Origin of the sequence: Methanoregula sp., from assembly GCA_041645435.1 — an archaeon.
In the GTDB taxonomy this organism is placed as follows: domain Archaea; phylum Halobacteriota; class Methanomicrobia; order Methanomicrobiales; family Methanospirillaceae; genus Methanoregula.
Genome location: JBAZQB010000002.1, coordinates 343,307 through 368,448, shown reverse-complemented (window position 1 = coordinate 368,448; position 25,142 = coordinate 343,307). Strand labels below are relative to the sequence as shown.

General features: G+C 52.7%; 22 protein-coding genes. 12 read left to right on the top strand and 10 right to left on the bottom strand.

Annotation, left to right across the window (positions count from 1 at the left end; genetic code table 11):
* The first annotated feature begins 12 nt into the window (after positions 1–12).
* From WC593_05425 to WC593_05405, 5 genes are all read left to right on the top strand, one after another.
* On the top strand, positions 13–2,022 hold the full coding sequence (locus WC593_05425; GenBank protein MFA4824583.1) for an ATP-dependent DNA helicase: 2,010 nt from the start codon (positions 13–15) through the stop codon (positions 2,020–2,022).
* Complete coding sequence (locus WC593_05420; protein ID MFA4824582.1) at positions 2,010–2,474, top strand: methylated-DNA--[protein]-cysteine S-methyltransferase; 465 nt, start codon at positions 2,010–2,012, stop codon at positions 2,472–2,474. Before WC593_05425 ends, WC593_05420 begins: the two co-directional genes overlap by 13 nt.
* A gap of 38 nt (positions 2,475–2,512) precedes the next feature.
* Positions 2,513–3,106, top strand: coding sequence for a molybdenum cofactor guanylyltransferase (locus WC593_05415; GenBank protein ID MFA4824581.1), 594 nt, complete (start codon positions 2,513–2,515; stop codon positions 3,104–3,106).
* A 132-nt stretch (positions 3,107–3,238) separates the two neighbouring features.
* Positions 3,239–4,096, top strand: a complete 858-nt coding sequence (locus WC593_05410; protein ID MFA4824580.1) for a PAS domain-containing protein — start codon at positions 3,239–3,241, stop codon at positions 4,094–4,096.
* The gene (locus tag WC593_05405) at positions 4,093–5,556 is read left to right on the top strand and encodes an ATP-binding protein (GenBank protein MFA4824579.1); all 1,464 of its coding nucleotides are present in this window, start codon (positions 4,093–4,095) and stop codon (positions 5,554–5,556) included. Before WC593_05410 ends, WC593_05405 begins: the two co-directional genes overlap by 4 nt.
* A gap of 489 nt (positions 5,557–6,045) precedes the next feature.
* Here the strand turns inward: WC593_05405 and WC593_05400 are convergent, their stop codons facing one another.
* Positions 6,046–6,819, bottom strand: a complete 774-nt coding sequence (locus WC593_05400; GenBank protein MFA4824578.1) for a dihydroorotate dehydrogenase electron transfer subunit — start codon at positions 6,817–6,819, stop codon at positions 6,046–6,048.
* Positions 6,812–7,699 carry a dihydroorotate dehydrogenase gene (locus tag WC593_05395; protein MFA4824577.1) on the bottom strand — a complete coding sequence of 296 codons (888 nt, stop codon included), beginning with the start codon at positions 7,697–7,699 and terminating at the stop codon, positions 6,812–6,814. Before WC593_05395 ends, WC593_05400 begins: the two co-directional genes overlap by 8 nt.
* 52 nt (positions 7,700–7,751) lie before the next feature.
* Here WC593_05395 and WC593_05390 point away from each other — a divergent pair, with 52 nt between their 5' ends.
* The 3 genes from WC593_05390 to WC593_05380 all read left to right on the top strand — a co-directional run bounded on the left by WC593_05390 (position 7,752) and on the right by WC593_05380 (position 11,777).
* Entirely contained in the window at positions 7,752–8,618 is an 867-nt protein-coding gene (locus WC593_05390) for a lactate dehydrogenase (GenBank protein MFA4824576.1), read from the top strand.
* 1 nt (position 8,619) lies between these two features.
* Positions 8,620–11,094: a DNA-directed DNA polymerase gene (locus WC593_05385; GenBank protein ID MFA4824575.1), complete on the top strand. Its 2,475-nt coding sequence runs from the start codon at positions 8,620–8,622 to the stop codon at positions 11,092–11,094.
* 65 nt (positions 11,095–11,159) lie between these two features.
* On the top strand, positions 11,160–11,777 hold the full coding sequence (locus WC593_05380) for a hypothetical protein (GenBank protein MFA4824574.1): 618 nt from the start codon (positions 11,160–11,162) through the stop codon (positions 11,775–11,777).
* A 128-nt stretch (positions 11,778–11,905) separates the two neighbouring features.
* Here WC593_05380 and WC593_05375 read toward each other — a convergent pair whose 3' ends face one another.
* Positions 11,906–12,751, bottom strand: a complete 846-nt coding sequence (locus tag WC593_05375; GenBank protein MFA4824573.1) for a pyrroline-5-carboxylate reductase — start codon at positions 12,749–12,751, stop codon at positions 11,906–11,908.
* A gap of 232 nt (positions 12,752–12,983) precedes the next feature.
* On the opposite strand from WC593_05375, the gene WC593_05370 reads away from it, so the two are divergent.
* Positions 12,984–14,375, top strand: coding sequence for a PAS domain S-box protein (locus WC593_05370; protein ID MFA4824572.1), 1,392 nt, complete (start codon positions 12,984–12,986; stop codon positions 14,373–14,375).
* A 34-nt stretch (positions 14,376–14,409) separates the two neighbouring features.
* Here the strand turns inward: WC593_05370 and uvrB are convergent, their stop codons facing one another.
* From uvrB to WC593_05335, 7 genes are all read right to left on the bottom strand, one after another.
* Positions 14,410–16,362 carry an excinuclease ABC subunit UvrB gene (uvrB, locus tag WC593_05365; GenBank protein MFA4824571.1) on the bottom strand — a complete coding sequence of 651 codons (1,953 nt, stop codon included), beginning with the start codon at positions 16,360–16,362 and terminating at the stop codon, positions 14,410–14,412.
* 171 nt (positions 16,363–16,533) lie between these two features.
* Entirely contained in the window at positions 16,534–17,658 is a 1,125-nt protein-coding gene (locus WC593_05360) for a radical SAM protein (GenBank protein ID MFA4824570.1), read from the bottom strand.
* A gap of 5 nt (positions 17,659–17,663) precedes the next feature.
* A complete protein-coding gene (locus WC593_05355) occupies positions 17,664–18,449 on the bottom strand; it encodes an EFR1 family ferrodoxin (protein MFA4824569.1) in 786 nt (261 codons plus the stop codon).
* Positions 18,446–19,258, bottom strand: coding sequence for a flavodoxin family protein (locus WC593_05350; protein ID MFA4824568.1), 813 nt, complete (start codon positions 19,256–19,258; stop codon positions 18,446–18,448). The genes WC593_05355 and WC593_05350 overlap by 4 nt, the downstream gene beginning before the upstream one ends.
* A gap of 2 nt (positions 19,259–19,260) precedes the next feature.
* Positions 19,261–20,019: a 4Fe-4S binding protein gene (locus tag WC593_05345; GenBank protein ID MFA4824567.1), complete on the bottom strand. Its 759-nt coding sequence runs from the start codon at positions 20,017–20,019 to the stop codon at positions 19,261–19,263.
* Positions 20,016–20,567: a flavodoxin family protein gene (locus WC593_05340; protein ID MFA4824566.1), complete on the bottom strand. Its 552-nt coding sequence runs from the start codon at positions 20,565–20,567 to the stop codon at positions 20,016–20,018. The genes WC593_05345 and WC593_05340 overlap by 4 nt, the downstream gene beginning before the upstream one ends.
* A 170-nt stretch (positions 20,568–20,737) precedes the next feature.
* Entirely contained in the window at positions 20,738–21,652 is a 915-nt protein-coding gene (locus WC593_05335) for a metalloregulator ArsR/SmtB family transcription factor (protein ID MFA4824565.1), read from the bottom strand.
* Positions 21,653–21,711: 59 nt separating this feature from the next.
* On the opposite strand from WC593_05335, the gene WC593_05330 reads away from it, so the two are divergent.
* From WC593_05330 to WC593_05320, 3 genes are all read left to right on the top strand, one after another.
* Complete coding sequence (locus tag WC593_05330; GenBank protein MFA4824564.1) at positions 21,712–21,879, top strand: hypothetical protein; 168 nt, start codon at positions 21,712–21,714, stop codon at positions 21,877–21,879.
* Between the two features lie 10 nt (positions 21,880–21,889).
* Positions 21,890–22,285 (top strand): hypothetical protein, encoded by a 396-nt coding sequence (locus WC593_05325; protein ID MFA4824563.1) that lies wholly within the window; start codon positions 21,890–21,892, stop codon positions 22,283–22,285.
* A gap of 177 nt (positions 22,286–22,462) precedes the next feature.
* A complete protein-coding gene (locus WC593_05320) occupies positions 22,463–25,033 on the top strand; it encodes a calcium-translocating P-type ATPase, PMCA-type (protein ID MFA4824562.1) in 2,571 nt (856 codons plus the stop codon).
* The last annotated feature ends 109 nt before the right edge of the window (positions 25,034–25,142 follow it).

Genomic DNA, 25,142 nt, shown 5'->3' with positions numbered 1-25,142 from the left:
ACACTGATCCCAATGGACAGCATCGACACCTACTTCCCGTACAGCGAATACCGCCCGGGCCAGCGCCACATGCTCGAAATCGCAGCGCAGGTTGCCCGGGAGGGCGGGATCGCCATGATCGATGCCCCCACCGGCAGCGGGAAATCGAGTGTCGTTGCTTCTCTCCTTGCCGAGCGGAACAAGAAGAAGATCGTGATCGCGGTGCGGACCGTCAGCCAGCTCACCACGTTCATCCGCGAACTCGAACTGGTGCGAAAAAAAGCGCCACACTTAAAAACAGTGTACCTTGTCGGCAAGAAGAGCATGTGCCCGCTCGGAGGCGAGGGGGACATCTATCGCAAATGCGAAGGAGTCAAGGCCTTCTCCTCCTCGCTCATGCGGGACCGTGCAGACAAGGGGGCGCTTGTCCCCGCCAAAGACCCGTTCATCATCCAGCAGATCCGCAAAATGGACAAAGAGCACCCGCTCCTCTGCCCGTATTATATCGCGAGCAAGCAGTTTGTACCAGCAGAGACCATGGGGGTCAAGATGGTGGCCTCAACCGAACTCCGGGCCAAGGCCGACCGGGTTATCTCGCACCCGGTGCCCCCGCGGGAACTTGGTGAATTTTCCGGAGCCTGCTGCCCGTACGAGCTGATGATGCAGGCAGCCCGTAACACCGATGTGGTCATCCTCAACTATCACCACCTCTTTGACCGGGACATCCGCGAGCAGCTCTACGCGAACCTCGGGGTGGAACCGCAGGATGTCCTGCTCCTCATCGATGAGGCGCACAACTGCGGGGATGTGATCACCGGTATCGAGAGCGTGACCTTAGAGGAGCACGATCTCGAACAGGCGTCCCGCGAACTCTCCGGTATGCGCAAGCGACACAAGGGAGCTGAGGCGGTTCAGCATGTACTGCCCCGGCTTACCGAATTCATACGGGGTCTTGCCAATTCTGTGGAAGCCGAAGACTGGTTTGATCCATCGATCTTCGACCGGATGATTGTCCGGGAATCCCTCTATAAAGAGATGGATGAGATCGTCGATGACCTGATGGGTTTATCCGAAACCATGCGGGAGAAGAACCAGCAGGCCGGGGAATTCAGGGAAACCGCTATCGAACGGCTGACTGAATTTATGGTCCGGCTCTCCCATTCCTCAACAGACCCGGCCTACCTCACGGTATACCGGAAAACGGAAGTGGGAATCACTCTCGAAGTGCGCAACATCGATCCGGCCGCCTCGCTCTCTGAAGTCTGCGGTTCCCACTCCTGCTGTATCCTGATCTCCGGCACTCTCTCCCCTGTCAACAGTTTCCGCCGTTACTATTTCGGCGATGCAAAGGTGACCACGCTCTCGCTGCCCAATGCGTTCCCCAAAGAGAACCGGCTGATTGCCTGTGCCAGCGACATCACAACGGCGTTCTCCATGCGGCAGAACAAGGACAATACCTCCCGCGTAAGTGACTATATCAAAGCATTCAGTGCACTCAAAGGAAACCGGGCCTGTTATTTTCCCAGTTACCAGATCCTCGAATCATTTGCAAGCCTCGCTGTCCCGCACCTCCGGGGAAAAAAGATCTATATCGAACCCCGCGATGCAGCCAACGCGGCCGCTGCCCTCACAGAATTCCTCTCGCTGCCTGCACGGGGACAATCCGGTATCATGTTTGCCGTCTGCGGTGGAAAATGGAGCGAGGGACTTGATTACCGGGGCGAGATGCTGAACGGTGCGATGGTGATCGGCCTCCCCCTTGCCCCGTTCAACCGGGTCAGGAAGATGACCATAGAATACTTCCGGCACAAATTTGGCGATGAAGGAGAGTTCCTCTGCTACACCCTGCCGGCAGTCAACCGCTCCCTGCAGGCACTTGGCCGGGTGTTACGCACGCCGGAAGATCGCGGTGTGCTGGTGCTGGGGGAGAAACGTTTCCTTGAACGACGGGTGCGCCACGCACTTCCCGGCTGGTTACAGGAAGAGATGATCGAATGCGATGTTGTGCGGTTCCGTGAGTTGATGGGAACATGGAAGTCGTAAGCGGTTCGTGCCGTTTCGGGTTGTGGTATGTCCAGGTCTGGTGGAACGATACTGCGGTGCACCGCGTACGTTTTTCCACAACCGCACTTGAAGGGGATGTCCCTCCACTTATCAGGAAATACTGCGGGGGACAAAGAGTTGATTGTTCGGTCCTTGACAGCGTTGCTCTCCACAATGATACCGTATACAGCCGGATATACAAGGAAGTGCGGGAGGTTCCCTATGGAAAGACTAAAACGTACGGGGAAATAGCAGAAAACGTAGGCACAGCGCCGAGAGTGGTCGGGCAGGCTATGGCCCGTAATCCCACACCGTTGATCATCCCCTGCCACCGCATTGTTGCAGTACATGGCATCGGAGGATTTTCCCCGTCAGTAGAGATCAAGGAAGCGTTGCTTGCAATGGAAACAAAAACTCAGCGTAAAATACTACTGGGTAAAAAGCCAAGATAATTAAGGAGAGGCAATTACCTTACAATGGAGAGCCGGATTTGAGATCAGCAGTGATTCTTGTTGGAGGAGAAGCACGACGTGCAAATGGCCAGGAGAAATATTTCTTCATGTACATGGGAAAGACGTTTATCGAACGGCTGATCGACACTCTCTCGCAGGTTGTAGACGAGATCATCCTTGTTGCACGGGATCCCGAGCAATGCAAACGATTCAACGGGATTGAAGGGGTACGGTGCATCACCGATATCCGAACCGGTACCGGGCCCATTGGCGGGCTCCATGCCGGAACCCTCGCAGCGCGCGGCGAGAAAATTTTTGTGTCTGCCTGCGATATGCCGTGTGTCGATCCCCGCATAGTCACTCTTTTATTCGACCGTATTGACGGCTTTGATGCTGCAATTCCCTGCTGGAACCCGGATATGCTCGAACCATTGCATGCAGTCTACAGGAGATCCGCACTGGTAACGTATCTTGAAGATCACGAATCATTCTCCCTGCGAACTATGGTGAAGGGACTGAATTCCAATTACGTGCCAATCGATGAAATCCGGGCCATCGATCATGAACTGACCACATTTACCAATATCAACAAGATTGAAGACCTGGAACGGATTAACAGCGTCCGGAAATAAGATTGGTGCAGTTACCGCACCCAGCTCCTGCTTTGGAAAGCAAAAGAGCCCGCTTTTCGTCCTGCAAGAATATAAGCAATGAGATCATCGTTTTATTAGAGCATTTCCAGACAGAGCACCGGGGATTTTTCCGTGGATTACAAAAGGGAGCATCTTTCCAGCCAGAATGAAAAGGTCCTGCACTTTTTTATCATCGCTGCGGCATGTATCAGTGCAGTACTCACCACGATATTTTCCCTCACCCATGGTATTTTTGAAGTCTATCCCTTCCTGTATATTCTGCCGATCATCCTCGCAGTGTACTTTTATCCCAAACGGTCTGTTCTCATCACTCTCGGTATCAGTCTCCTGTATATCACGCTCATTTACATCTATGGCTTTTCTAATCCGACGGTGATGGCAACATCTACAGCATGGTTTGCAATCTTTATTGCAATTGCTGTCGTGGCATCGTCATATGCCAACAGATTACAGGAAGAACGCAGCAGGATACAAAATATCCTCGAAAATTCACAGGATGGTATCTTCTGCCTCGATCTCCGTACCAAACGGATCCGTGAAATTAATGTAAAATGCGCCCGGTGGCTCCGGTATGACCGTAAGGATCTCATCGGAAAAGAGATCTCCCGGATCTGGACTGATGAAAATGAACAGGAGCAGTTCGTTTCCCATGCAAAAAAGGGATTATGCAACTCAGAGACTGAAGCGGTTTTTGTTGCGCAGGACGGAACCCTTCTGCGATTTGTCCTGTCTGCAATACTTACCACAAATAACCAGATGCTCTGTTCGGTGATTGATATCACCGGCAACAAAATTGTCGATGAAGAGATACGAAAAACATTAGAGGATCTCGAAAATCAGGTCCGGCATCGCACCGCACATCTCGAACAGATGAATGAAGAGTTACGGGCTGAAATCCTTGAACACCGGCGCTTTGGGAGTAAGATCCTGTCTGGGAATTGTAGTGAAGACGAAGAGGAAGATAAATGACCGTTGCCGCTGAAAAAAAAAGCCAGATCTACTGGGCGGTTACCATCGGTATTACGATCCTCATTTCAGTCTATTTTACCGTTTATTCGCTCACCCATGGGATCCATGACGTATTCCCCTTCCTCTACTTCCTGCCCATTATACTCTTTGTCTATTTCTACCCGCACCGGGGCATCATCTTTTCCCTGATCATCAGTACGGTATACCTGCTGCTGGTCTATTACTATGGCAATTTTAATCCGAATCTGGTAGCTGTATCAACAGCCTGGTTTGTCATATTTGTAACAATAGGGGTGGTCACCTCATCCTTTGCTGAGGGGCTCAGGGAAGAAGAACAGAAATATCGCGGGATTTTTGAAAATTCACAAGCCGGGATATTCATCTTTGATCTTATATCACTGCGCATCCGGGAGATGAATGGGAAATGCGAACGGATGCTGAGATACAACCGGACTGATCTCATCGACAGGGATCTGTCCACAGTTCTTGTCGATTCGGCCAGTCGTGATTCGTTCATTCACCTGATCAGGACCCATACAAATACCGGGGATATTGAACTATTCTTCCACACCCGTGACGGCGCAGTACGGCAGTTCCTTGTTTCTGCGTCACGAGGCCAGAATGATATCGTGATCTGTTCTGCAATCGATATCACCGAGCGTAAACTGGCAGAACAGGTGATCCAGAAAGCCCGGGAGGATCTGGATCAGCGTGTACGGGAGCGGACAGACGAACTTTTGCAGGCAAACGATGAGCTCAAAGCTGAGATCCAGGAACGCAAGCAGTTTGAATCTGCCATCCAGCTGGCAAACCGGAAACTCAATACGCTTTCATCCATCACCCGGCACGATATTCTCAACCAGATCACGGCAATTGTCATGTACCTCTCGCTAGCTGAAGAAGAAGTCACTGATCCCATCACGCTGGAGCATCTCCGGAAAATTGACCAGGTTACCCAGTTGATCCAGAAACAGATACGGTTCACCCGCGATTACCAGAATATCGGTTCAAGTTCCCCCCAATGGCAGAACGTTGCCGGAACTGTTAAAGATGCAATCACGGATCTCGATCTTGGCGGTATCACCATAGAGACGGCCCTCAATGGTCTTGAGATTTATACAGATTTCCTGCTCGAAAAAGTGTTCTACAATCTTATTGAAAACTCGTTGCGCCACGGCGAGAAGGTTACCGTGATCCGGTTCTCCTTTAAAGAAACACCCGAAGGGATTACCATCTATTGTGAAGATGATGGCGTCGGGATCCCCATAAACGCAAAGGATCGGATCTTCAAACGGGAGTATTACCGTAATACCGGCTATGGCCTGTTCCTTGCCGGAGAGATATTGAGTATCACCGGGCTCACCATCAAAGAAACGGGTGAGCCGGGGAAAGGGGCACGGTTTGAAATTTACATACCCAGGAACGAATACCGGTTCGCAACTCCCGATAATACGATGTAACTCCGTCAGGTTTTCAGAAACATTCTTACTTGTTGGATACCTGAAATATGGTTACCTGCTTCACGGTTTATCGCATCAGCCCCGGTAAAGTTGAGTCTTTTGTTCAATTGCGGCTCTGTTGAAATCCTATTTTCCGTTGCTTGTCTGTCATCTACGAAAGACAGGAGGGTGACCCCCTCTCTCCCCCAAAGGGGGAGGCAGCCCAGGGGGAGTATCCCCTTGACCCCCTGCGAGTTTCCTTATCAACCTTCTGATGGCTATCGCAATATTGGGGGATGCCCAAGCGGCGGTGGCGGAAGCACGATGTGCTGTAGCCCCCAAGAGCGATTCTTTGGTGCTCCACAAGGATTTCAACAGAGAGCCTAAATTGCAATAACTCCTATCCGACTATCCCCACAGGCAATCGAACAAGAGGAAGGTTTCACCGTTGGCAGTGTAATTTATTTGAAAAACGAATATGCATGTCGGGATTATGAACTACGGCAGTACTCAAATCTTCTTTTTCCTGCCGCTTGCATCCCGCATATAATTCCCAAACTCGCTTTTTAAAAGTTTGTCCCCGGAAAAAACCGGGCCGTCCCGGCATACCCTGAGCCCGGAGGGATCCACACAGCACGAACCGCAGACACCAACGCCGCATTTCATGTACCTGTGCAGGGAGAACTCGGTCTTGTGGGCAATACCCTTCTCATCGACTTTCGAGAGCACCGAGCGCATCATCACTTCCGGTCCACAGACAGCAATCCGGTCGTATGCACCCAGATTGAGATCGTCCATGAGGGTGGTCACAAACCCTTTCTGCCCGAGCGATCCGTCATCGGTTGCGATCAGCACATCCGTGCATTCATCCAGCTGGTCGACAAAGAGCAGCTCGGATTCGTTTCGTGCACCCAGAAGCATCGTCATGACACAATCAGACCGTGCAAGGGGCAGGAGCGGGGCAGCGCCGACTCCTCCGGCAATCGCCAGCATCTTCTCTCCCTTGGTAAACCCGTTTCCGTACGGGCCGCGTATCCCCAGTTTTGCTCCTGGAGCGAGATTGAATAGCGCGCTCGTTGCATCACCGACTTTCTGGACCGTTATACTATTCTCTGATGACAGTGCCATCGGGATCTCATCCACGCCCGGCACCCAGACCATCACGAACTGTCCGGGGACATGAGGAATATATTCCTCGAAGATAAAGGATCGGATTGCAGGGGTTTCTGATTTCACCCGGGCTATCGTGACCGGTACAAGTCCCATCTTATCTTTTTCACTCATGGGCACACCCCACGATCTCTTCAAGATCAATTCCGTTCCTGGAATACAGCTCCTTTGCAATCGTCTCAAAGACGTGCACATCGCCGTGAACCGCACTGCCGATCTCCACGGCACGGGCTCCTGCCATCATCATCTCGATCACGTTGTCCGCGGTGGAAATTCCCCCGCACCCGATGATCGGGATTTTACACGACGCATAGAGTTCGTACACGCACCGGACAGCAACCGGAAAGATTGCACCACCGGACAGCCCGCCGAACCGGTTGCCGAGCACCGGGCGCCGGATTGCAGTCGAGATGCGCATCGCCTTTACCGTATTGATCGCAACGATCGCGTGCGCCCCGCCCCGCTCCGCAGCCTTCCCTATTGCCGTGATATCGGTCACGTTCGGCGTAAGTTTCACCCACGTGGGGACACCTGTCCGGCTTACTGCACGGGTACAGGCCTCCACCAGCGCCGGGTCGCTGCCAATCGCAGCACCATATCCTTCGGCATGCGGGCAGGAAAGATTCAGCTCAAACCCGGAAACTTTTCCTTTGAACCAGCCGGCAACGGTTGAAAATTCCTCGGGGTTTCCCCCAAAAATGCTTACAATAACGGGTTGTTTTGCAAGGGGCCCGAGTTCTTCAACAAAATCCTTTGAGGGGTTGGGCAGCCCCATGGCGTTCATCAGCCCGTCATCCAGTACTACAAGACAGGGGCCGGCATGTCCTTCTTTAGGTACAGGACCTATTGATTTGGTCACGACACCCCCTGCCCCAAGCGAGAGCATCCGTGCAAGCGATGTGCCGGTCGTTCCCAGCACACCGGCTGCGAGCAGGAGGTGATTGTTGAGCGCTACGCCTCCCACATTCACCGGCCCTGGTTTGATCAATACCATCCATCAGGAAATGGTCGTTATTTATTATTAGCATAACCCATATTGGTACCAGATGGCGCGCCTTGCAGTTGTGGGAGTTGGCAGGATTGGTGGCGAAGTCGCATACCTCGCTTCCTCCATGGGGATTACCGATGAACTGGTCCTGTATGACAGCGCTCCTGAACTGCTCAAGGCGCAGGTACTGGATCTGCAACATACGGGACTTACCACTGAGATTTCCACGGATAAACATGCAATCCGTGACGCGGATGTCTGTGTCTTTTCTGCAGGACTTCCCCGCAATCCTTCGGTAAAAACCCGCGCTGACCTTCTCGAAGCAAATTCTGTTGCGGTCAACGAATGCGCTGCCCTGCTCAAAGGATTCAATGGGATTGTGATCACGGTGACCAACCCTATGGATGCCAACAACTACCTGCTCTGCAAACGGACGGGCATACCCCGGGAACGGTGCATTGGATTTGGCGGCCAGCTTGACAGTGCCCGGTTCGCACTCTCCCTGCGCCTACGGGGAATCACCGGATTTTCTTTTGTTCTTGGAGAGCACGGCGAGCACCAGGTGCCTGTCTTTTCCACGCTATCCCGCCCGGTTCCTGTACCCATGCGGGAAGAGATCCTCACGGAACTGAGGGGTTCAAGCATGGATGTGATCAAAGGCAAGGGCGGGACCGTCTTTGGCCCGGCCCTGCATATCGCACACCTCACCCGCATGGTGCTCTCGGATGCCCGCGAACTGGTGATCTGCTCATCGGTACTGGAAGGAGAATATGGCATTTCCGGCTGTTCGCTGGGGGTCCCGGTCAGGATCGGCAAAAAAGGGATAGAAGCAATTGAGGAATGGCAACTTGATGACTGGGAGCAGGAGAAGATGGAGCAGGCGGGAACATTTGTTGGGGACCTCTGCCGGAGGGCGATTTCCTGATATGGCATCCCAGTCCCGGCGCACGGATGCATGCCTGAACGCTCCCTGTACGCTCGACCAGTTTTCCGGCAGCATCTCCCTTGCCATTAACCAGGTGGAGTACAGCCGGGCACCGGATGGCCCTGTCATTCATATCTTTGGCCGTAATGCACAGGGTAAAGCAATCCGGCTGGATGTGACCGGGTTCAGGCCGTATTTTTATGTACCAGCAGATCAGGCAGCAGGGACTGCTCATCCCCAGCAGATCACGGTAGAAGAGGGGGCAGAATACCGCTCGATCCGCTCCGAACCCCTGCGCCGGATGTATGTCCAGCAGCCGGGCGATGTGCGGGAAGTCCGCGAACGTTACCGCCACTTTGAAGCCGATATCCCGTTTGCCACCCGGTTCATGATCGACTGCGGGTTGACGGGAGGAGTATCCGCTCCCGCAACAACTGCCGATTACCATGACCTTTCTCCCTCACAGGTAGACGCACCGGCCCGCTCCTGCATCATCGACATCGAGTGCGAGGATGAGCGGGGCTTTCCCGATCCCCAGCGGGACGCGATCATCTGCATCACCTGCTACGACTCATTCGACAATGACTATACCACGTTCCTGTTCATGAGCGGGGGCATGCCCGGGGAGATTACCGAGAAAGAGAAAGAGGGCGGGCTTGCCAACGGGTGTTTCCGGAAAGATACGCATACGATCTGCACCTATACTGACGAAGTCGCAATGCTCCGTGCGTTTTCTGCGTATATTGTCGCGCGGGACCCGGATGTGCTCTCCGGCTGGAACTTTGTGGAGTTTGATATGCCGTATATTGCCGGCAGGATGGAACGGCTCGGGCTTTCGGCCACCCATCTTGCCCGCCTCCCGGGCCAGACCGAACGCAATGCCCTGAGAGGGCGGGCGCTCTTCGATCTCCTGACGGGATACAAGAAGATGCACCTAACCCAGAAAGAGTCGTACCGTCTCGATGCGGTCGCTCTTGAGGAGGTTGGCGAGCAAAAAGTGCGATACACCGGCACAATCTCTGATCTCTGGAGAAACCAGCCGGCACTCCTTGTCGAATACAACTTCAAAGACGTTGAACTCTGTGTCAAGATAAATAAAAAGGACAATATCATCGAGTTTTACCGCGAGATCGCCCGCTATGTCGGATGCCCGCTCGACAAGACCCTGAACTCATCGAGCGTGATCGATGTCTACATCCTGCGCAAGGCTTTCGGGAAATACGTCCTGCCCTCCAAGGGGTTTGCCAACGCTGATGAGTTCGAGGGGGCGACCGTGTTCGAACCGAGCAGGGGCGTGCGGGAGAACGTAGTCGTGCTTGACTTAAAATCGCTCTACCCGATGGCAATGATGACCATCAATGCATCGATGGAGACCAAGGATCCTGCCGGTGAACTGGTAGCACCTAACGGGATCCGATTTAAAAAGCATCCCGACGGGCTGACGCGGAGCATCATATCCGAACTGTTAAAAGAACGGGATGATAAAAAGGCGCTGCGCAATAAATACGAATTCGGGTCCCCGAATTACGTGCTCTATGATATGCAACAGAACGTGCTCAAGGTGATCATGAACACGTACTACGGCGTCTCGGGCTATACCCGCTTCCGGCTCTTTGACCGGGAGATCGGTTCGGCAGTCACATCCGTCGGCAGGGCGATCATTGAGCACACCCGGCGCGTGATCGAACAGCAGGGATATACGGTCATCTATGGGGACACCGATTCGTGCATGGTGCACCTGCCCCCGGATCTTAACCGGGAAGCAACCATTGCAGCGGCCCGGGCAATCGAGAAACGTCTCAATGAGAGTTACCAGGAATTTGCCGAAAAGGAACTGAATGCCGATGTCCACTACTTCTCGATCAAGTTCGAGAAGATCTATGCCCGCTTCTTCCAGGCCGGTAAAAAGAAGCGGTACGCGGGGCACCTTGTCTGGAAAGAGGGAAAGGATGTCGATGAGGTGGACATTGTGGGTTTTGAGATCCGGCGCAGCGATACCCCGCAGATCACCAAGGTTGTGCAGCAGCGGGTGATGGAGATGATCCTTGCCGGCGAAGAATATGGCGGGATCAAAGCATTCCTCTCGGACGTGATCAAAAAGTACCGGTCGGGAAAATATACCCTTGACGAGATTGGTATTCCCGGCGGGATCGGCAAATCGCTTGATGATTACGACAACGACGATGCGCAGGTGCGGGGTGCAAAATATGCCAACCAGTATCTTCACACTGAGTTTGGCAAGGGGAGCAAGCCCAAGCGGATCTATATCCGGACCGTGACTGCGAAATACCCGAAAACGGATGTGCTCTGCTTCGAGTATGGCGATCAGGTGCCACCCGAGTTTGTCGTTGACCTTGAACTGATGCTGGACAAGACCATCAAGCAGCCTATCTCCCGCATTATTGAAGCACTCGGCTGGAGCTGGGACGATGTCGATCCCTCGCGCACTACCCTCGCCCAGTGGGGCCTCGGCTGATAATTTTTTTTGATGGAATTTAATTATTTTCGAAATTCATTATTGTTTATTTCAGGAATGTTCCTATGCTTGAAAATATTACATGTCAATTTGTTACATCTCAATTTTCAGATTCATCTAATTGGTGGAACAATATTTCCTTAACAATTCAGTTGCTAGGAAGTTTTGTTATTGCTCTATGTATACTCTTGATTACTCAATACCTGACTAAAAAAAGTGAATTTGAATCTACCATGAATTGGTTCATAACTGAGGGGGATTATTTAAGTTCGATTATATCCCCGAAGATAGATTCCATTGAAGAAAATTTAAAAACATTGGATGCTCTTCCTCCTGATAGGAAAGATATTCGGATATTCGATTTTCCGGATTTTAAACTTGATTCATTGGATTTTATTATTTCAAAGGGTTATTTTCAATTTTTCTCTGAAATGGATTCTACGTACTTGATTCAAATTAAAATGGTTTTAGCCAAATTACAATATAATAAAAATTCTTATGATTTACTGAATTCGAAAAGTTCTCAATTAACCGCAGAAAATTTTAAAATTCAACAACGTACTCTTTTAGAGGGCACACAAAAACTAATGGATCACTTTGTTTGGCTTTGGAATCAACCAAGAATAAAATCGAGAATTAAAAAATATCCTAAAAGAATTCTTATTTCATTTTTTCACAGTTAACAGCATATAAACTGTTGACTGTAATTAATTAGTTTTTCCCCCAATATTCTCGCTTAATTTTTCCTAGATCAATTTTTCCTGAGACATCAATTATTGTAACTGCTATAAAACAAAATATTGATGCCGGATCAGGTTCCCGGATCCAGCAACCGGTCGGCTTCAGTACTAACATCCGTTTTTCTCATTGCGTATTTCGCAAGGGTCCGCTGAATGAGCGTATCGTAGACCCGGGGCATATCGGACCGGAGCTGCTGGACTCCTTCTTCCGTAATCCCACCGGGGGTTGCCACCCGGCGCAGGATCGTCTCTGTGGGAGATCCCTGTTCATCGAGAAGCCGGGCGGTGCCGGAGAGCGTAGAGACCGCGAGCGCCCGGGCCTGCTCCGGAGAAAGGGTGCTGTGTCGTGCTGCGGCGCGGGCAAACTCCTCGATCAGGACTGCGATCAGGGCCGGGCCGCAGCTGGTGAGATCCGTTGCAACATCAACATTCTCCTCATCGATCACCACCACGGTCCCGAGTGCGGAGAAGAGCGCTTCCATCTCCTGTGCAGCCTTCCGGCTGACCCGGGCATTATGACAGAGCAGGGTAACTCCCGAATTCATTTCGGCAGTAAGACTCGGGACAACCCGGGTGATCGGGCCGGTAAAGAAGCGGTCAATCTGCTCTATCGGCAGGCAGGCTGCGATGGATACAAGATGGGTATCCGGTTGCAGGTCGTCAGAAATTTCTGACAGGACATGAACGGCATCAAGGGGTTTGGTGCAAATCAGTACTCGGTTGCATTCCCTAACAAGAACCCTGTTGCTCCCTTCAACCTGCACAGACGGATATTTTTTAAGAAGTGCGGCCAAGTCTGCCGGATGACGGGTGCTGATAAGCACATTTTCTGGTTGCAGGCACTTGCAGTCCAGCAACCCTTGAACGATCATGCTGCCCATGCTCCCGTAGCCGATGAACCCCGTTCGTGTATTCATGCTCCACAATCCATGCCGGATCCATAGTGTCACGATCAGGTAAATACCTGCTATGAATTTCGCACTGCGCCCGTCCCTCAACGGGGGACTGGGGGCGCAAGAGGGGGGCAATATAATACGTGAAAATTGGATTTCTCCAGAGCCGAAAATATCAGACGAAAACAGAATATATTAATAACGGTTTGTGCAATTAGGTGTAATATCACTCGTGAACAAGACAATCCATCTACAGATGGCACAGCATGAAGAGAACGCAGGGATTAGGCAACAGATGACTGGCGGGAATGTTTTTGTCGAGCGGGAAGAGAGTTTCGTCAATTTCTGGCTTTTTATTGTAATCCTTACGACCATCCTCGCACTTCTTATCAATATCTTAAGTCTTAACAAAGGTGCTAATGATGTCGCACCCCACCTGCTCTATATCCCGGTAGTCATTGCTGCATACTGGTATCCTAACCGGGGCCCCATTTTTGCGGTGATAATCTCCCTGATGTATCTGGGGATAGTATACTTTTTTACCCATGGCGTAATGGGGGAGCTGATCGCTTCGTCCATCAGGTGTTTTGTCCTCATCGGTGTATCTGCTGTTGTATCGAGCCTGGCAACCCATATGCGGAAAAACGAGGTGAAGTATCGCAGTATCTTCAACAACTCGGAAGCGGGCATCGGCCTTGTCAACACCAAAGATCTCTCGATTGCAGAAGTGAACAAGCGGTTTGCAGAATTACTCGGGTATACCCGGGAAGAACTCCCAAAAATCTCGTTTAATGATCTCTGGCTGGAACCAGAGGTAAAAGATACGTTTTTCAACCAGCTTGCACTGCATGACAGCATAGAAAATTTTGAGACACGGTTCAGGTCACCGCTTGGTAAAGAGCGGTGGGTGCTGATGTCTGCAGGGAAACTGCCGGATAACCAGTTTGTCTGTACTATTGTTGATATCACCGACCGCAAGAAAGCTGAAAAGGCACTGCTTATCAAAGATCATGCAATCAGTTCATCGATCAACGCGATTGCGATCTTTGATCTTGATTTCAATATCCAGTATGTGAACCAATCGCTCCTCATAATGATGGAGTATAATAATGAGCAGGATTTTATTGGGAAACACTCCGGCCAGTTCTTTGGTTCAGAGCAGGTTTTTGACGATATCCGTAAGATGCTGCCGACAAAAGGCAGCTGGTTTGGTGAGATATCCCTGATAAAGAATTACAAATCACCCTTTTTTGTACTTATCTGGATAAATATGGTCAAAGATGAGACCGGTAAACCGATCTGTATCATGGCATCGTTCATCGATATTACCGATCGCAAACAGATGGAAATAGTGAAGCGGGAAGCACTCGAGCAGATCGAGCAGAACATAGAACAGTTTGCCATCCTTGGCGACCATATAAGGAACCCGCTGGCAGTCATCATGGGCCTTTCGAGCCTTGCACCCGGGGATATCTCCGAAAAGATTATCCTGCAGGCACGGGAGATTGACCGGATCATCACGAAACTGGATATGGGCTGGATCGAGTCTGAGAAAGTGCGTGATTTCGTCAAACGCTATTACGGGGTGGGCACTGCAGGATTGGAACATTCTGAAGGAGAACGGAAGAAGAAATACCCACGCCCGTAATTTACCAATAATTTCCTTCTTTTATGAAGGTTCGTTACGAATGCGGGTTTTTTCCGGCCTCTTTCAGCCGCTCGTTGAGTTTCTTGATCTGGTCGCGTAATGCGATCGCCCGCTCGAAGTCGAGATTTTCTGCCGCATCCCGCATCTGTTTCTCAATATCGATGATCACGTTGGGGATCTCCTTTTTAGGCACATGTTTCGTATCGGTGATCTCTACTTCTTTTTCCTTGACGGGCTTGATGATTGTCAGCGGCACGATATCATGCTCGGTATTGTAGCGGACCTGCATCTCCCGCCGCCGTTTCGTCTCGGCGATTGCCCGTTTCATGGAGTCGGTCATGTTATCGCCGTACAACACGACCCTGCTGTTGACATTGCGGGCTGCCCGCCCGATGATCTGGATCAGGCTCCGGGCATCGCGGAGGAACCCTTCCTTGTCGGCATCGAGAATACCAATGAACCCTACTTCGGGAATGTCGAGACCTTCCCGTAACAGGTTGATTCCAACAAGCACATCGAACTTGCCCAGCCGGAGCTGGCGGATGATCTCGGTGCGTTCCAGCGTCTTGATATCGGAGTGGAGATAGCGGGTTTTTATCCCACGGTCTGCCAGGAACTCTGATAGTTCTTCGGCGAGCTTTTTGGTGAGCGTCGTGATCAGTGCCCGGTCACCGCGTGCAAGGGTTGCCTGCACTTCGCGGATCACATCGTCGGTCTGCCCCCTGATTGGGCGTACCTCGACGTTGGGATCAACCAAACCCGTTGGCCGGATGATCTGCTCTACAAGCCGGGCAGAGTGCTTCAGCTCGTAATCGCCCGGTGTTGCGGAAACGAAGATCGTGCTCGTCATGTATTGCTCGAACTCGTGGAACCGGAGAGGCCGGTTATCGTACGCACTCGGCAGCCGGAACCCGTAATCGATCAGGGCTTTCTTGCGGGAACGATCCCCGTTATACATGCCGTGGAGCTGCGGAATGGTCTGGTGGCTCTCATCGATGATCAGTAAGAAGTCGTCGGGAAAATAATCGAGCAGACAGTACGGTTTTTCACCGGCCGAGCGCCCGTCAAAGTGCCGGGAATAATTCTCAATGCCCTTGCAGGATCCCGTCTCTTCGATCATCTCGAGATCATAGTTGGTCCGCTGTTCGAGACGGTGCGCCTCGATCATGCCCAGCGTAGGCAGCACTTCATCCAACTCCTTCCGTATGGATGCTGCTGCCGTCTTCCGTGCGCCCTCAGGAGTAACGAAATGGCGTGCGGGATAGACATAGAAATATCTGAGCTGTTCCTTACGGGCGCCGGTGTTCTTGTCCACCTCGCTGATCCTTTCGATCTCATCTCCGAACATCTCGATCCGGATGATATCGTTGAAGTACCCGGGAATAATATCGATGGTGTCTCCCTTGACCCGGAACCTGCCGGGCATCAGCTCGAGATCATTTCGCTCAAAGAGGATATCGAGCAGTTTGCTCATGATCCCGGTGCGGGAAATTTTCTGGCCCACCGACAGCTCGAATCCCATGTTCCGGAAGTTCTCGGGATTTCCGAGACCGAAGATACAGGAGACTGATGCAACCACGATCACGTCGCGCCGGAACGAGAGGGAGGCAGTGGCAGAGAGCCGCATCATCTCGATCTTGGGGTTGATGGCCGAGTCCTTCTCGATATACTGGTCCTTTGACGGGATGTACGACTCGGGCTGGTAGTAGTCGTAATAAGAGACAAAGTACTCGACCCGGTTTTTCGGGAAGAAGTCGCAGAACTCGGCATAGAGCTGGGCAGCGAGTGTCTTATTGTGGGCAAGGACGAGCGTGGGGCGGCCGGCAGACGCAATCACATTTGCCATCGTATAGGTTTTGCCGGAGCCGGTCACGCCCAGCAGCGTCTGGAGCCGCTCGCCCTTTTCCAGACCTTCGGTTAACTCTTTTATGGCTTCCGGCTGGGAGCCTGCCGGTGCGAATGTTGAGACGAGATCGAACTCAGTCACGGTGCTTAGGATCTCGGGTTGTGATATTAAAAGGGATCGGGATGCGGCAGGAAAGTGAGGGGTAAGAGAAAAAGGATAAGGCAGAGGGGGTATCCTATCGGCATATTGAGCAGGGCCTCTCGCCCCACCAAAAGAGGGGGGGGCCGGAATTACCCTGGCACCGGTTTCAGATCACGGTTTTGTTATCAGTTCCTGCACCCACGCCCGGTTCGCCCGGAGGGCGCAACCTCCGGAACTTTCCGTGAGCAGCCCGTGCTCGTTGCGGATCCGTGCGAGCAGCCGGGACTTAAGAGCGATTTTGAGCGGCACGGCTGAAAGGTTTGCATCCGAGTACGGGGCAGCGGGGCAGGGTTCGAGATCGCCGGACGGGCTCACATGCACGAAGCCCCGGCCCGCTGCAAGACACCCCCCGTACGCAACCTCATCACCGGGAAAGCCGATGAATAGTGCGGGAAACTTCCGGTTGAAGTCTGACAGGACCGTATTCAGCATTGTCTTCTGTGCCGGGGTCAGGACAAGGGTTTCCGTGCCGGGTTCCATGGGCACGTACTCGACAAAGGTGAACACCCGGGCCCCTGTCGCAAGCATCCGCCGGATGAATTCCTCGCCCGTGACCCGATCAAAGTTCTCCCGCGAGGTCGTAACCGAACAGCCAAAAAAGGTGTTCCGGCTCCTGAGCCGGGCACAGGTTTCGAGCAGCCGGTCATAGACCCCGCTGCCCCTCCGCTGATCGGTGTCCTGCCGGAAGCCTTCGAAACTGATGACCGGCACGATGTTCCGGCATTCTGCAATTGCAGCGGCCATCATGTCGTCGATCAGCAGCCCGTTGGTAAAAAGCGGGAAGAGGATCTCCGGGTAAGCCGCACCCAGGCTGAAGATCTCCTCCTGCCGGACAAGTGGTTCGCCGCCCGCAATGACAATGATCGAAACCCCGAGTTCCGCAGCCTGATCAACAATCGATGCCAGGGTTGCCGGACTCATCTCCGCCCGGGCCTTCTCTCCCCGTCCGTGCATGTAGCAACCGGCGCACGCAAGATTACACCGCGAAGTGATACTCGTGATCATCACGGGAGGGACAAGCAGCCCGTTGTCTTCGTGCTCCTTCCTGACCATGGCAGCCCGTGACTGGTATAAAGCGATCCGGGATCCAGCAAGGAACAGGCTGCTATCGCTCTGGATAATCCGCATCCCCTGCCGGATCACATCCGTCACAGTGGCATCAAACAGCCGGCGGGGATCCGGGACCGGCTGCTCATTACTCATGTCAGAAATATTCATGATCGTTTTCAGGCTCATGCAATCTACCGCAGTATCATATCGTTGAGGGTAACATCTGGGTGGTGGTAGCGCGGTTTCCCGGCAGTCCTGCCGCCGATCTCGATTGCTTTCTGCGGGCACCAGTGGATACAGGCATAGCACTGGGTGCAGTTCTTCCCCCAGCTCACGGCATCATCCATTACCGTGATATTATTCGTGGGGCATATCCGCCCGCATGTCCCGCAATGGTTGCACGCTGCCGTTGCGTGGAGACGACGCGGTGTGTTATAGACAGAAGTCATAAGGGTGCTCGTGATGCATCCCCCGATGTGCAGGATGATCGAGTTGGATCCTTCCGGCACGGAAGTCTTCCGTTCCCGGATCGCTGCTGCAATCACCGGGATACGGCTTTTTGCCCTGGCATATTTTTCCTGCCGGTGATCCGCATCCCCCATCAGGTCAACGGGACCGATATAGTTCTCCGGCATGACAAAGACAAACCCGGCTGAAAGCGTTGTTCCCTTCTCTTCGAGGAGGGACTTCAGGTTGAAGAGGGCATGGCCGGGCCGTTCCCCGCAGGTCGCGATGCCGAAGATGTACGGGCTGCCGGTGAACCGGAGTTTTTTTACAAACTCCCTGACAAGGCCGGGCAAAGTAAGATAATAGACCGGAAACGCGATCCCCACGGCATCGGTATCTGCTACAACCTCCGGCTGTTTCATCAACTTCAACAGGGGGATGAGTTCCGTTTCTCCGAGTTCTGTTGCAAGGTGCCGGGCAACGGCAAGCGTGTTGCCGGTACCGGTGAAGTAATAAATGATGGTTTTCATGGTATCTCTCCCGGATTCTGTATCAGATCGTTTCGTATCTGCCTTGCTGCAATCCATTCAACAACCATCCCGATTGCATGATACACAGGATTAACCGGAACATCGACGAAAAATTGCACGCTCCTGTCAAACCAGCCCTTCTCTTTCCAGTACTGGTAATCAGCAGGTGACAGTCTCTCCAGCTGGGAGAATGCTGCCCGCTGACCGTGGAAAATTAGTATGTCCATAAGACCCGGGCTCTTTCGTACCTGGCGTCGGAGTGCCATCGTAAATTCCCCTGCGGCTTTCGCAATCGCCCTCCGGTTCCCCTCGATCCGATGGCTCGGTAGGGGAATAGGGGTTACCAGCCCGATCTTTCCCGCTATTTCGAATCCCCATACCCGGGCAACCGTATCTAAGTAATTCAGAACATCTTTATGACCGAGTGCACCGGTTGTTGTCAGCAGGAGGGCTTTCTTGTCAAAGAACTGCGGCCGGTGGAAGTTGTAGCAGAATCGGTCGATGAATATCTTCATCTGGCCAGTGACGCTCATACCATAGACGGGGGACGCAAAGATCACGCCATCGGCCTCTCGTATCTTCTGCTCGATCAGGAGGGCGTCATCGTGATTGGGACATTTTTCTTCACCATGGAAGAAACAGGCAAGGCATCCTTTGCAGGGCAGCAGGTTGGCGTCTTTCAGCCAAAGGTACTCAAATTCCACCGGGAGATCCTGTTCCAGGATCCCGCGGAGCTCTTCGCATGCCCGGAACGTATTTCCTTTCCGTGGGCTCCCCATGATAACAAGAATTTTTTTCATTTGCTCCATGGTCATTTCCTTTTCCATGCATACGTGATCGCACCCTTCGGGCACGTATCGGCACAGTTTGCGCAAAGGATGCAGTCGGGATTCTCCATCTCACCCTTCCGGACCATGCTATTCACATCGAGGCCCATCGGGCATTCCTTTGAACACTTGTTGCAGTCGATACAGCGGGAGGCATCGGCACCCAGCTGCAGGGCAGGCCAGCCGATGAGGTTCCGGATCTTCCGGCCGACTATCATCAGGGCCGCGACAGGGCAGAGGATATAGCAAAACCCGCGCCGGCCGGCGAGATACACTACGGCGAATATAATCGAAAAGATGATGATCACGACTATAAGGGGTTCAAGGGACGTGATCGACAGGCCGTGGTCCGTGCTGTAGAAGGGATCAATTGCACGGATTCCCCCGGCGCTGATGAAGAGGTACGCAAGCATGGCAAGCCAGAGCACTGTGACGCCATACTTGACCCGGTTGCGCCAGCCGTCCTGCACGGTATGCTTCATGACCGGTGAACAGATCTCCTGCCATGCTCCCATAGGGCATAGCCAGCCGCACCAGAGCCGGGCGACAAAGAGCGAAAGGATGAAAATTGCAATAAAGAGGATCATGCTGCCGGTGGCAATACCTTCGGCTGCTCCCATAAGGATGATGATGGGGGAGATGTAGACGAGCGTGACAGGAAGGAGGATGAAAGAGAGGATGAGGAGCCATTTCCGGATTTGCTGGCGTGATGATTCGGTTTTGTTTGTTTCAGTTTCTGTCATGGTAATTTCCTTGTTGTGTCTGTTTTCCCGATACCGGTGAGCAACATCAGGTTCCGGGCAAATGCTTCCGCATTCCTGAAGTCTTCGGCATCAGGCTTCCCCTTGTTAAGACCCCCGAAATATTTTAAGAAACTGTTCGTGTTCCACCCCGCACACCCGAATTCCCCGATGACCGTGTACCCTTTCGCTTTTAATTTTTCCCGGAACTGCTCGTGATTTTTCTCCACGAATTCCTTGTTGGCAATGAAAGCCGGAGCTCCATAGGTCGAGAAGAGGAATACTTTTTTGTTGTTCACCTGCGGCAGCCGGTCGGCAAGGCTGAGGAGGGATGTGTCGAATGTCGCGCTATAGATCCCGGAGCCAAAGCCAACCAGATCATATTCCGCGATCTCTTCGGGCCTGACCTGCTGTGGCGTTTTTACCGGTGCATCAAGCACGTTTGCAATGACGTGAGCGATCTTCTCAGTATTTTTGTGATGATACGAAAACACGACCACGAGAGATTTTATCGGCAACGAATCCTTGTGTTCTGTCCCATTCGATTCCATTTTTTTCACCTCTTTTTAATTACCCTGTCCCACCGTTACGACATCCCCGCTGGGCTTTCATGTCCTCAACCTTCAGATCCGGGTGCCGGTACCGTCCCCGCAGGCAGCCTGAACGCGCTCTGCCACGCTGTGGGTGTTCCCGGACCAGGAATTGTAAATGATGCAGGTCTTCATGGTTTCATACCTTCTGGTTTTTGACCGGGATTCGTTTTTTGTTCCGCAGCAGGCAGGACCGGCAATGCTGCAGCAATCCGGCCGAGAAGTTCATTTCCCACAGTCGGGTTTTTCGTGTCCTCTTTGGTGAGGCAGATCTCTGCCATGACTTCAACACCCCGTTCTGCCAGTGCCCTGTTCAGGAGCGGGAGGGCTTCGCCCGGCTGGTCATGACAGGTCACGAAGACGACGGCCATTTTTCCTTCACAGCCACGGAGCGCCCGGACTGCGGCATTGATGGCAGGTGCCGGCTTCCATGCCCATACAGGTGTGCCGATGATGAGCAGGTCGTACGGCGAGACATCGATCTCATCGGGAACAATCGCATCGCAGGCTCCCTTGCGGGATCGCAGGACACCGGTCGTGTACGCGGTGAAAGTCGAATACTCGGTCCGGGTCTTTACTTCGATAAGTTCGCACCCGCTGGAATGCCGGATTCCTTCTGCTATCCCCCGCGTAACACCGGTAAGTGAGTAGAAGATCACGCATGCCTTTAAGACCCGGTTGCGGGTCGTTTTCCGGACCAGTTCCCGGCTGCAGTTTTCCATGACACTTGCGTACATCAGCTCGAAGTGTTCCCGGAACTGCACAATGCGATCGCGGTTGATCGTGTAGTAGACATAGAATCCCTCCCGCCGCGAATCGACAAGCCCCTCGCCTTTCAGCGTCTTTAAGTGCTGGGAGACCGCCGGTTGCGAAATGCCGAGCCGGGTTGCGAGTTCCCCCACACCGAGCGTCCCGCTCGTGTCGGTTGCGAGCAGGTAGATGATCTGGAGGCGGGTGAGATCGCCAAGCGCCTTGAACGTCCCGGCCATAACGGGGACGATCTCGCAGAGCTTGGTACATTCTTTACACTTGTTGCACGGGTCCATGGATTCTGTATAAGTGTTTGCTTATACACTTATAAGTTTTTTCCGGTAAACCTGTTCATATGACTAACGAAAAGAAATACAACTGCGCAAATTTCCCGGCACAGAAAAAGGCCATACTCCCCATACACAAATTAACAGGATTATCACAGGAAAGTGTTTTGACCGTTCACCAGACACTCTTTCCAATATTTATCATCATAAGCAATCTTAATAAAAACCAGAACTGAATGATTCCTTATGAAGGACGGATTATTCACTCACAGAAAAGGAATGCAGGTTCTCTGTTTTTTTGCCGTACTATCGCTACTGCTCGTATCCTGCGGATGCACGCAGCTGCCTGCGGGTTCCCAGCCAACACCAGTAGTAACCGTTACACAGCCCGATTCCACACATATCCTCATCACGTACCCGGGAAGTCCCCAGACAGACAAACTCGTGGAACTGGAGATCTCCATAACTGACAGCAATGGGAAGGTGACAACCAAGTCCATGGGTTCACGGCTGGCAACTACACCCATTCAGTACGGGAGTTCATACCAGATAACCGGATCCTTTGACGGGAAAGACCGGGTGTATGTGACCGGTTACTTCTCTGACGGCTCACAAAAAACGATCATCGATACCACCATCTGATCTTTTTTTTTTTTTAAATTACCAGTAATCAATGAACTGGAAAGAATTTTTTTTAGGATAGCACCAGTGAGAATTCAGTAGCCAGAAGAGTACTTGCATAAACGGGATTATAGTCTGGAAGAGACTACAATATACTGCATTTATTTATTCAACCCATCATCAGAAAGGACATCAACAATGCTGACATTTGACGAGATTATCAAGCTGGCAGGGGATTCAGGACTTGAGTCCTCCCGGGTAGAAGAATTCCGGAAGAAATACGGCGCCAATGCGATGACGCCCCCGGTCCGGGAGCCTCTCTGGAAACAATACTTACAGAATTTTGACGATCCGATCATCAAGATCCTGCTCCTCGCAGTTACGATCTCTCTGATTGTCTCTCTTATGCAGGGAAGCGGTTTTTTAGATACAATCGGGATCATCATTGCGATCCTGCTCGCAACCGGTATTGCGTTTTTCAATGAATACCGGAGCAGCAAAGAGTTCGATATTCTTAATGCCCACCGGGATGACATGGGGGTCAAGGCAATACGGGACGGACACCCCACCTCGGTTCCTGCCCGCGATATCGTAGTCGGCGATCTCATCATACTCGAAGCCGGCGATGCCGTCCCGGCAGACGGTTATCTTTCGGTCTCTGATGCCCTGTTCAGCGATGAATCCGCATTCACCGGGGAGAGCGAACCGGTCCAGAAAGAGATACAGGCCCGGGTCTTAAAAGGTGCGTTTGTAACCGCAGGAAAAGGACGCATGATCGCAGCCGCAGTAGGCGACTCGGCCCAGATGGGACTTATCGCTGCATCCCTCGGCATTGATCACGCCACCCAGACACCTCTCGAGCACAAGCTCGAAGATCTCGCAGGGATCATCAGCAAGTTCGGTTACGCAATGGCAATACTCATCTTCGGCACCCTGTTTATCCGGGGTCTCATGTTCGGGGAAATCACCGGGTTTACCATCGATACTGCCAACCATCTCCTGCACTACATCATGCTCGCCGTGGTCATTGTCGTTGCTGCGGTCCCGGAAGGTCTCCCGATGAGCGTTGCCCTCTCTCTCTCGCTTGCAATGCGCAAGATGACCCGGGCCAACTGCCTTGTCCGGCGCCTGATTGCCTGTGAAACCATCGGCTCAGCCACAACGGTCTGCACCGACAAGACGGGCACGCTTACCAAAAACCAGATGGAAGTGGTGGCATCCTCGGTTGGAAACCCCGTCCACCCGGGGGATCTCCCGGGTTCACCTGTGGAATGGATCACCTTAAACGCGGCAGTGAACGGCACCGCACATCTCGAAGAGCGCGAGGGCAGGGTGATCGTGATCGGCAATTCAACCGAAGGTGCCCTGAACCGCTGGCTGCGGGAACATACACTGGACTACCAGCAGCTGCGTGCCGAGACTACTGTTGCGAAGCAGTATCTCTTTGACGGGAACCGCAAGCGGATGTCCACCGTTGTCCACATGAAAGGAACACCGTACCTGCTCGTCAAAGGTGCACCGGAGATCATCAGCGGGCTCTGTAAGGCTACACCCGACCTCTCCGGCGTGAGCGAACTCGCATCGCGGGCCATGCGGACCCTTGCCTTTGCACACAAAGAGATCATCAACGGCGACGAAACGGAGACCGGACTGATCTGGGACGGGTATGTCGGCATACGCGATCCACTCCGGGATGATATCGCCGCATCCGTTGCCCGTTGCCAGAGTGCAGGAATAAAGATCCGCATGGTAACCGGGGACAACCCGGAAACCGCACGGGCCATTGCCCGTGATGCAGGAATCCTGCAACAGGGTACGGTCGTTACCGGATCAGAGTTCCGCTCACTCACCGAAGACCAGCAGGTCACGGCTGCACAGGGACTCGACATTATGGCACGGGCAGAACCGATGGACAAACTGCTGCTCGTCAACGCACTCCAGAAGACCGGGGCAGTTGTAGCGGTAACCGGTGACGGGACCAATGATGCTCCCGCTCTCAAGCATGCCGATGTTGGCCTTGCCATGGGGATAGCCGGAACCGAAGTTGCACGGGAGGCGAGCGACATCATCCTGCTCGACGATTCGTTCGGCTCGATCACCAATGCAGTCCTGTGGGGACGCTCGCTCTACGAGAATATCCAGCGGTTCTTACTCTTCCAGCTCACGATTAACTTTTCCGCCTGTATCCTTGTATTCATCGCATCGGTGATGGGCTACCCTGAACCGTTTACCATTATCCAGATCCTCTGGATCAATATCATCATGGACACCCTTGCCGCGTTCGCCCTCTGCTCGGAAGCCCCCCATGCCGGTCTCATGAAACACCGGCCGATACCGCATGACGCAAAGATCATCACGCCGTTCATGTGGATATCTATCATTGTCACAGGGGCATTTTTTATCTTCGGGGGCATGCTCCAGATCGCGACGGGATTCCTGGGAGGAACGACCCCGGCAGAGATTAATACTGTCTTTTTCGCGGCATTCATCATCGCTGCTGTCTGGAATGGCATCAACTGCCGGGCACTTGACGGGAAGATGCCATCGTTTTTTAAAGGCAACCCGACATTTTTTGCCGTGATGGGGGCAGTCGTCCTCGCCCAGATCCTGATCATCCAGTACGGCGGTGCAGTATTTGGCACGGTACCCCTGTCCCTCAACCAGTGGATAACGATTGTCGTGGCAACGGCATCCGTACTGGTCATCGGGCTTCTGTTAAGGACTGTATACCACGCAGTCCATACAGGCAAAAAATCCCTGCCCGGATAATCTCACTTTTTTTGACGAACGGATGCATTCAACGGGATGAAATCCCATCGTTTTCTTTCATGATGCTTTGGAGGAATACCCTAAGCACGCAGTTGTGTTTATGTGACTA

Coding starts and splice junctions, on each gene's coding strand:
- WC593_05370 (MFA4824572.1), top strand. CDS start 12,984: ATGGCACAGCATGAAGAGAACGCAGGGATTAGGCAACAGATGACTGGC.
- WC593_05350 (MFA4824568.1), bottom strand. CDS start 19,258: ATGGAGCAAATGAAAAAAATTCTTGTTATCATGGGGAGCCCACGGAAA.
- WC593_05360 (MFA4824570.1), bottom strand. CDS start 17,658: ATGAGCCTGAAAACGATCATGAATATTTCTGACATGAGTAATGAGCAG.
- WC593_05345 (MFA4824567.1), bottom strand. CDS start 20,019: ATGACAGAAACTGAAACAAACAAAACCGAATCATCACGCCAGCAAATC.
- WC593_05400 (MFA4824578.1), bottom strand. CDS start 6,819: ATGAGTGAAAAAGATAAGATGGGACTTGTACCGGTCACGATAGCCCGG.
- WC593_05405 (MFA4824579.1), top strand. CDS start 4,093: ATGACCGTTGCCGCTGAAAAAAAAAGCCAGATCTACTGGGCGGTTACC.
- WC593_05330 (MFA4824564.1), top strand. CDS start 21,712: ATGACTAACGAAAAGAAATACAACTGCGCAAATTTCCCGGCACAGAAA.
- WC593_05355 (MFA4824569.1), bottom strand. CDS start 18,449: ATGAAAACCATCATTTATTACTTCACCGGTACCGGCAACACGCTTGCC.
- WC593_05335 (MFA4824565.1), bottom strand. CDS start 21,652: ATGGACCCGTGCAACAAGTGTAAAGAATGTACCAAGCTCTGCGAGATC.
- WC593_05385 (MFA4824575.1), top strand. CDS start 8,620: ATGGCATCCCAGTCCCGGCGCACGGATGCATGCCTGAACGCTCCCTGT.
- WC593_05395 (MFA4824577.1), bottom strand. CDS start 7,699: ATGGTATTGATCAAACCAGGGCCGGTGAATGTGGGAGGCGTAGCGCTC.
- WC593_05375 (MFA4824573.1), bottom strand. CDS start 12,751: ATGAATACACGAACGGGGTTCATCGGCTACGGGAGCATGGGCAGCATG.
- WC593_05420 (MFA4824582.1), top strand. CDS start 2,010: ATGGAAGTCGTAAGCGGTTCGTGCCGTTTCGGGTTGTGGTATGTCCAG.
- WC593_05340 (MFA4824566.1), bottom strand. CDS start 20,567: ATGGAATCGAATGGGACAGAACACAAGGATTCGTTGCCGATAAAATCT.
- WC593_05380 (MFA4824574.1), top strand. CDS start 11,160: ATGCTTGAAAATATTACATGTCAATTTGTTACATCTCAATTTTCAGAT.
- WC593_05320 (MFA4824562.1), top strand. CDS start 22,463: ATGCTGACATTTGACGAGATTATCAAGCTGGCAGGGGATTCAGGACTT.
- WC593_05325 (MFA4824563.1), top strand. CDS start 21,890: ATGAAGGACGGATTATTCACTCACAGAAAAGGAATGCAGGTTCTCTGT.
- WC593_05390 (MFA4824576.1), top strand. CDS start 7,752: ATGGCGCGCCTTGCAGTTGTGGGAGTTGGCAGGATTGGTGGCGAAGTC.
- WC593_05425 (MFA4824583.1), top strand. CDS start 13: ATGGACAGCATCGACACCTACTTCCCGTACAGCGAATACCGCCCGGGC.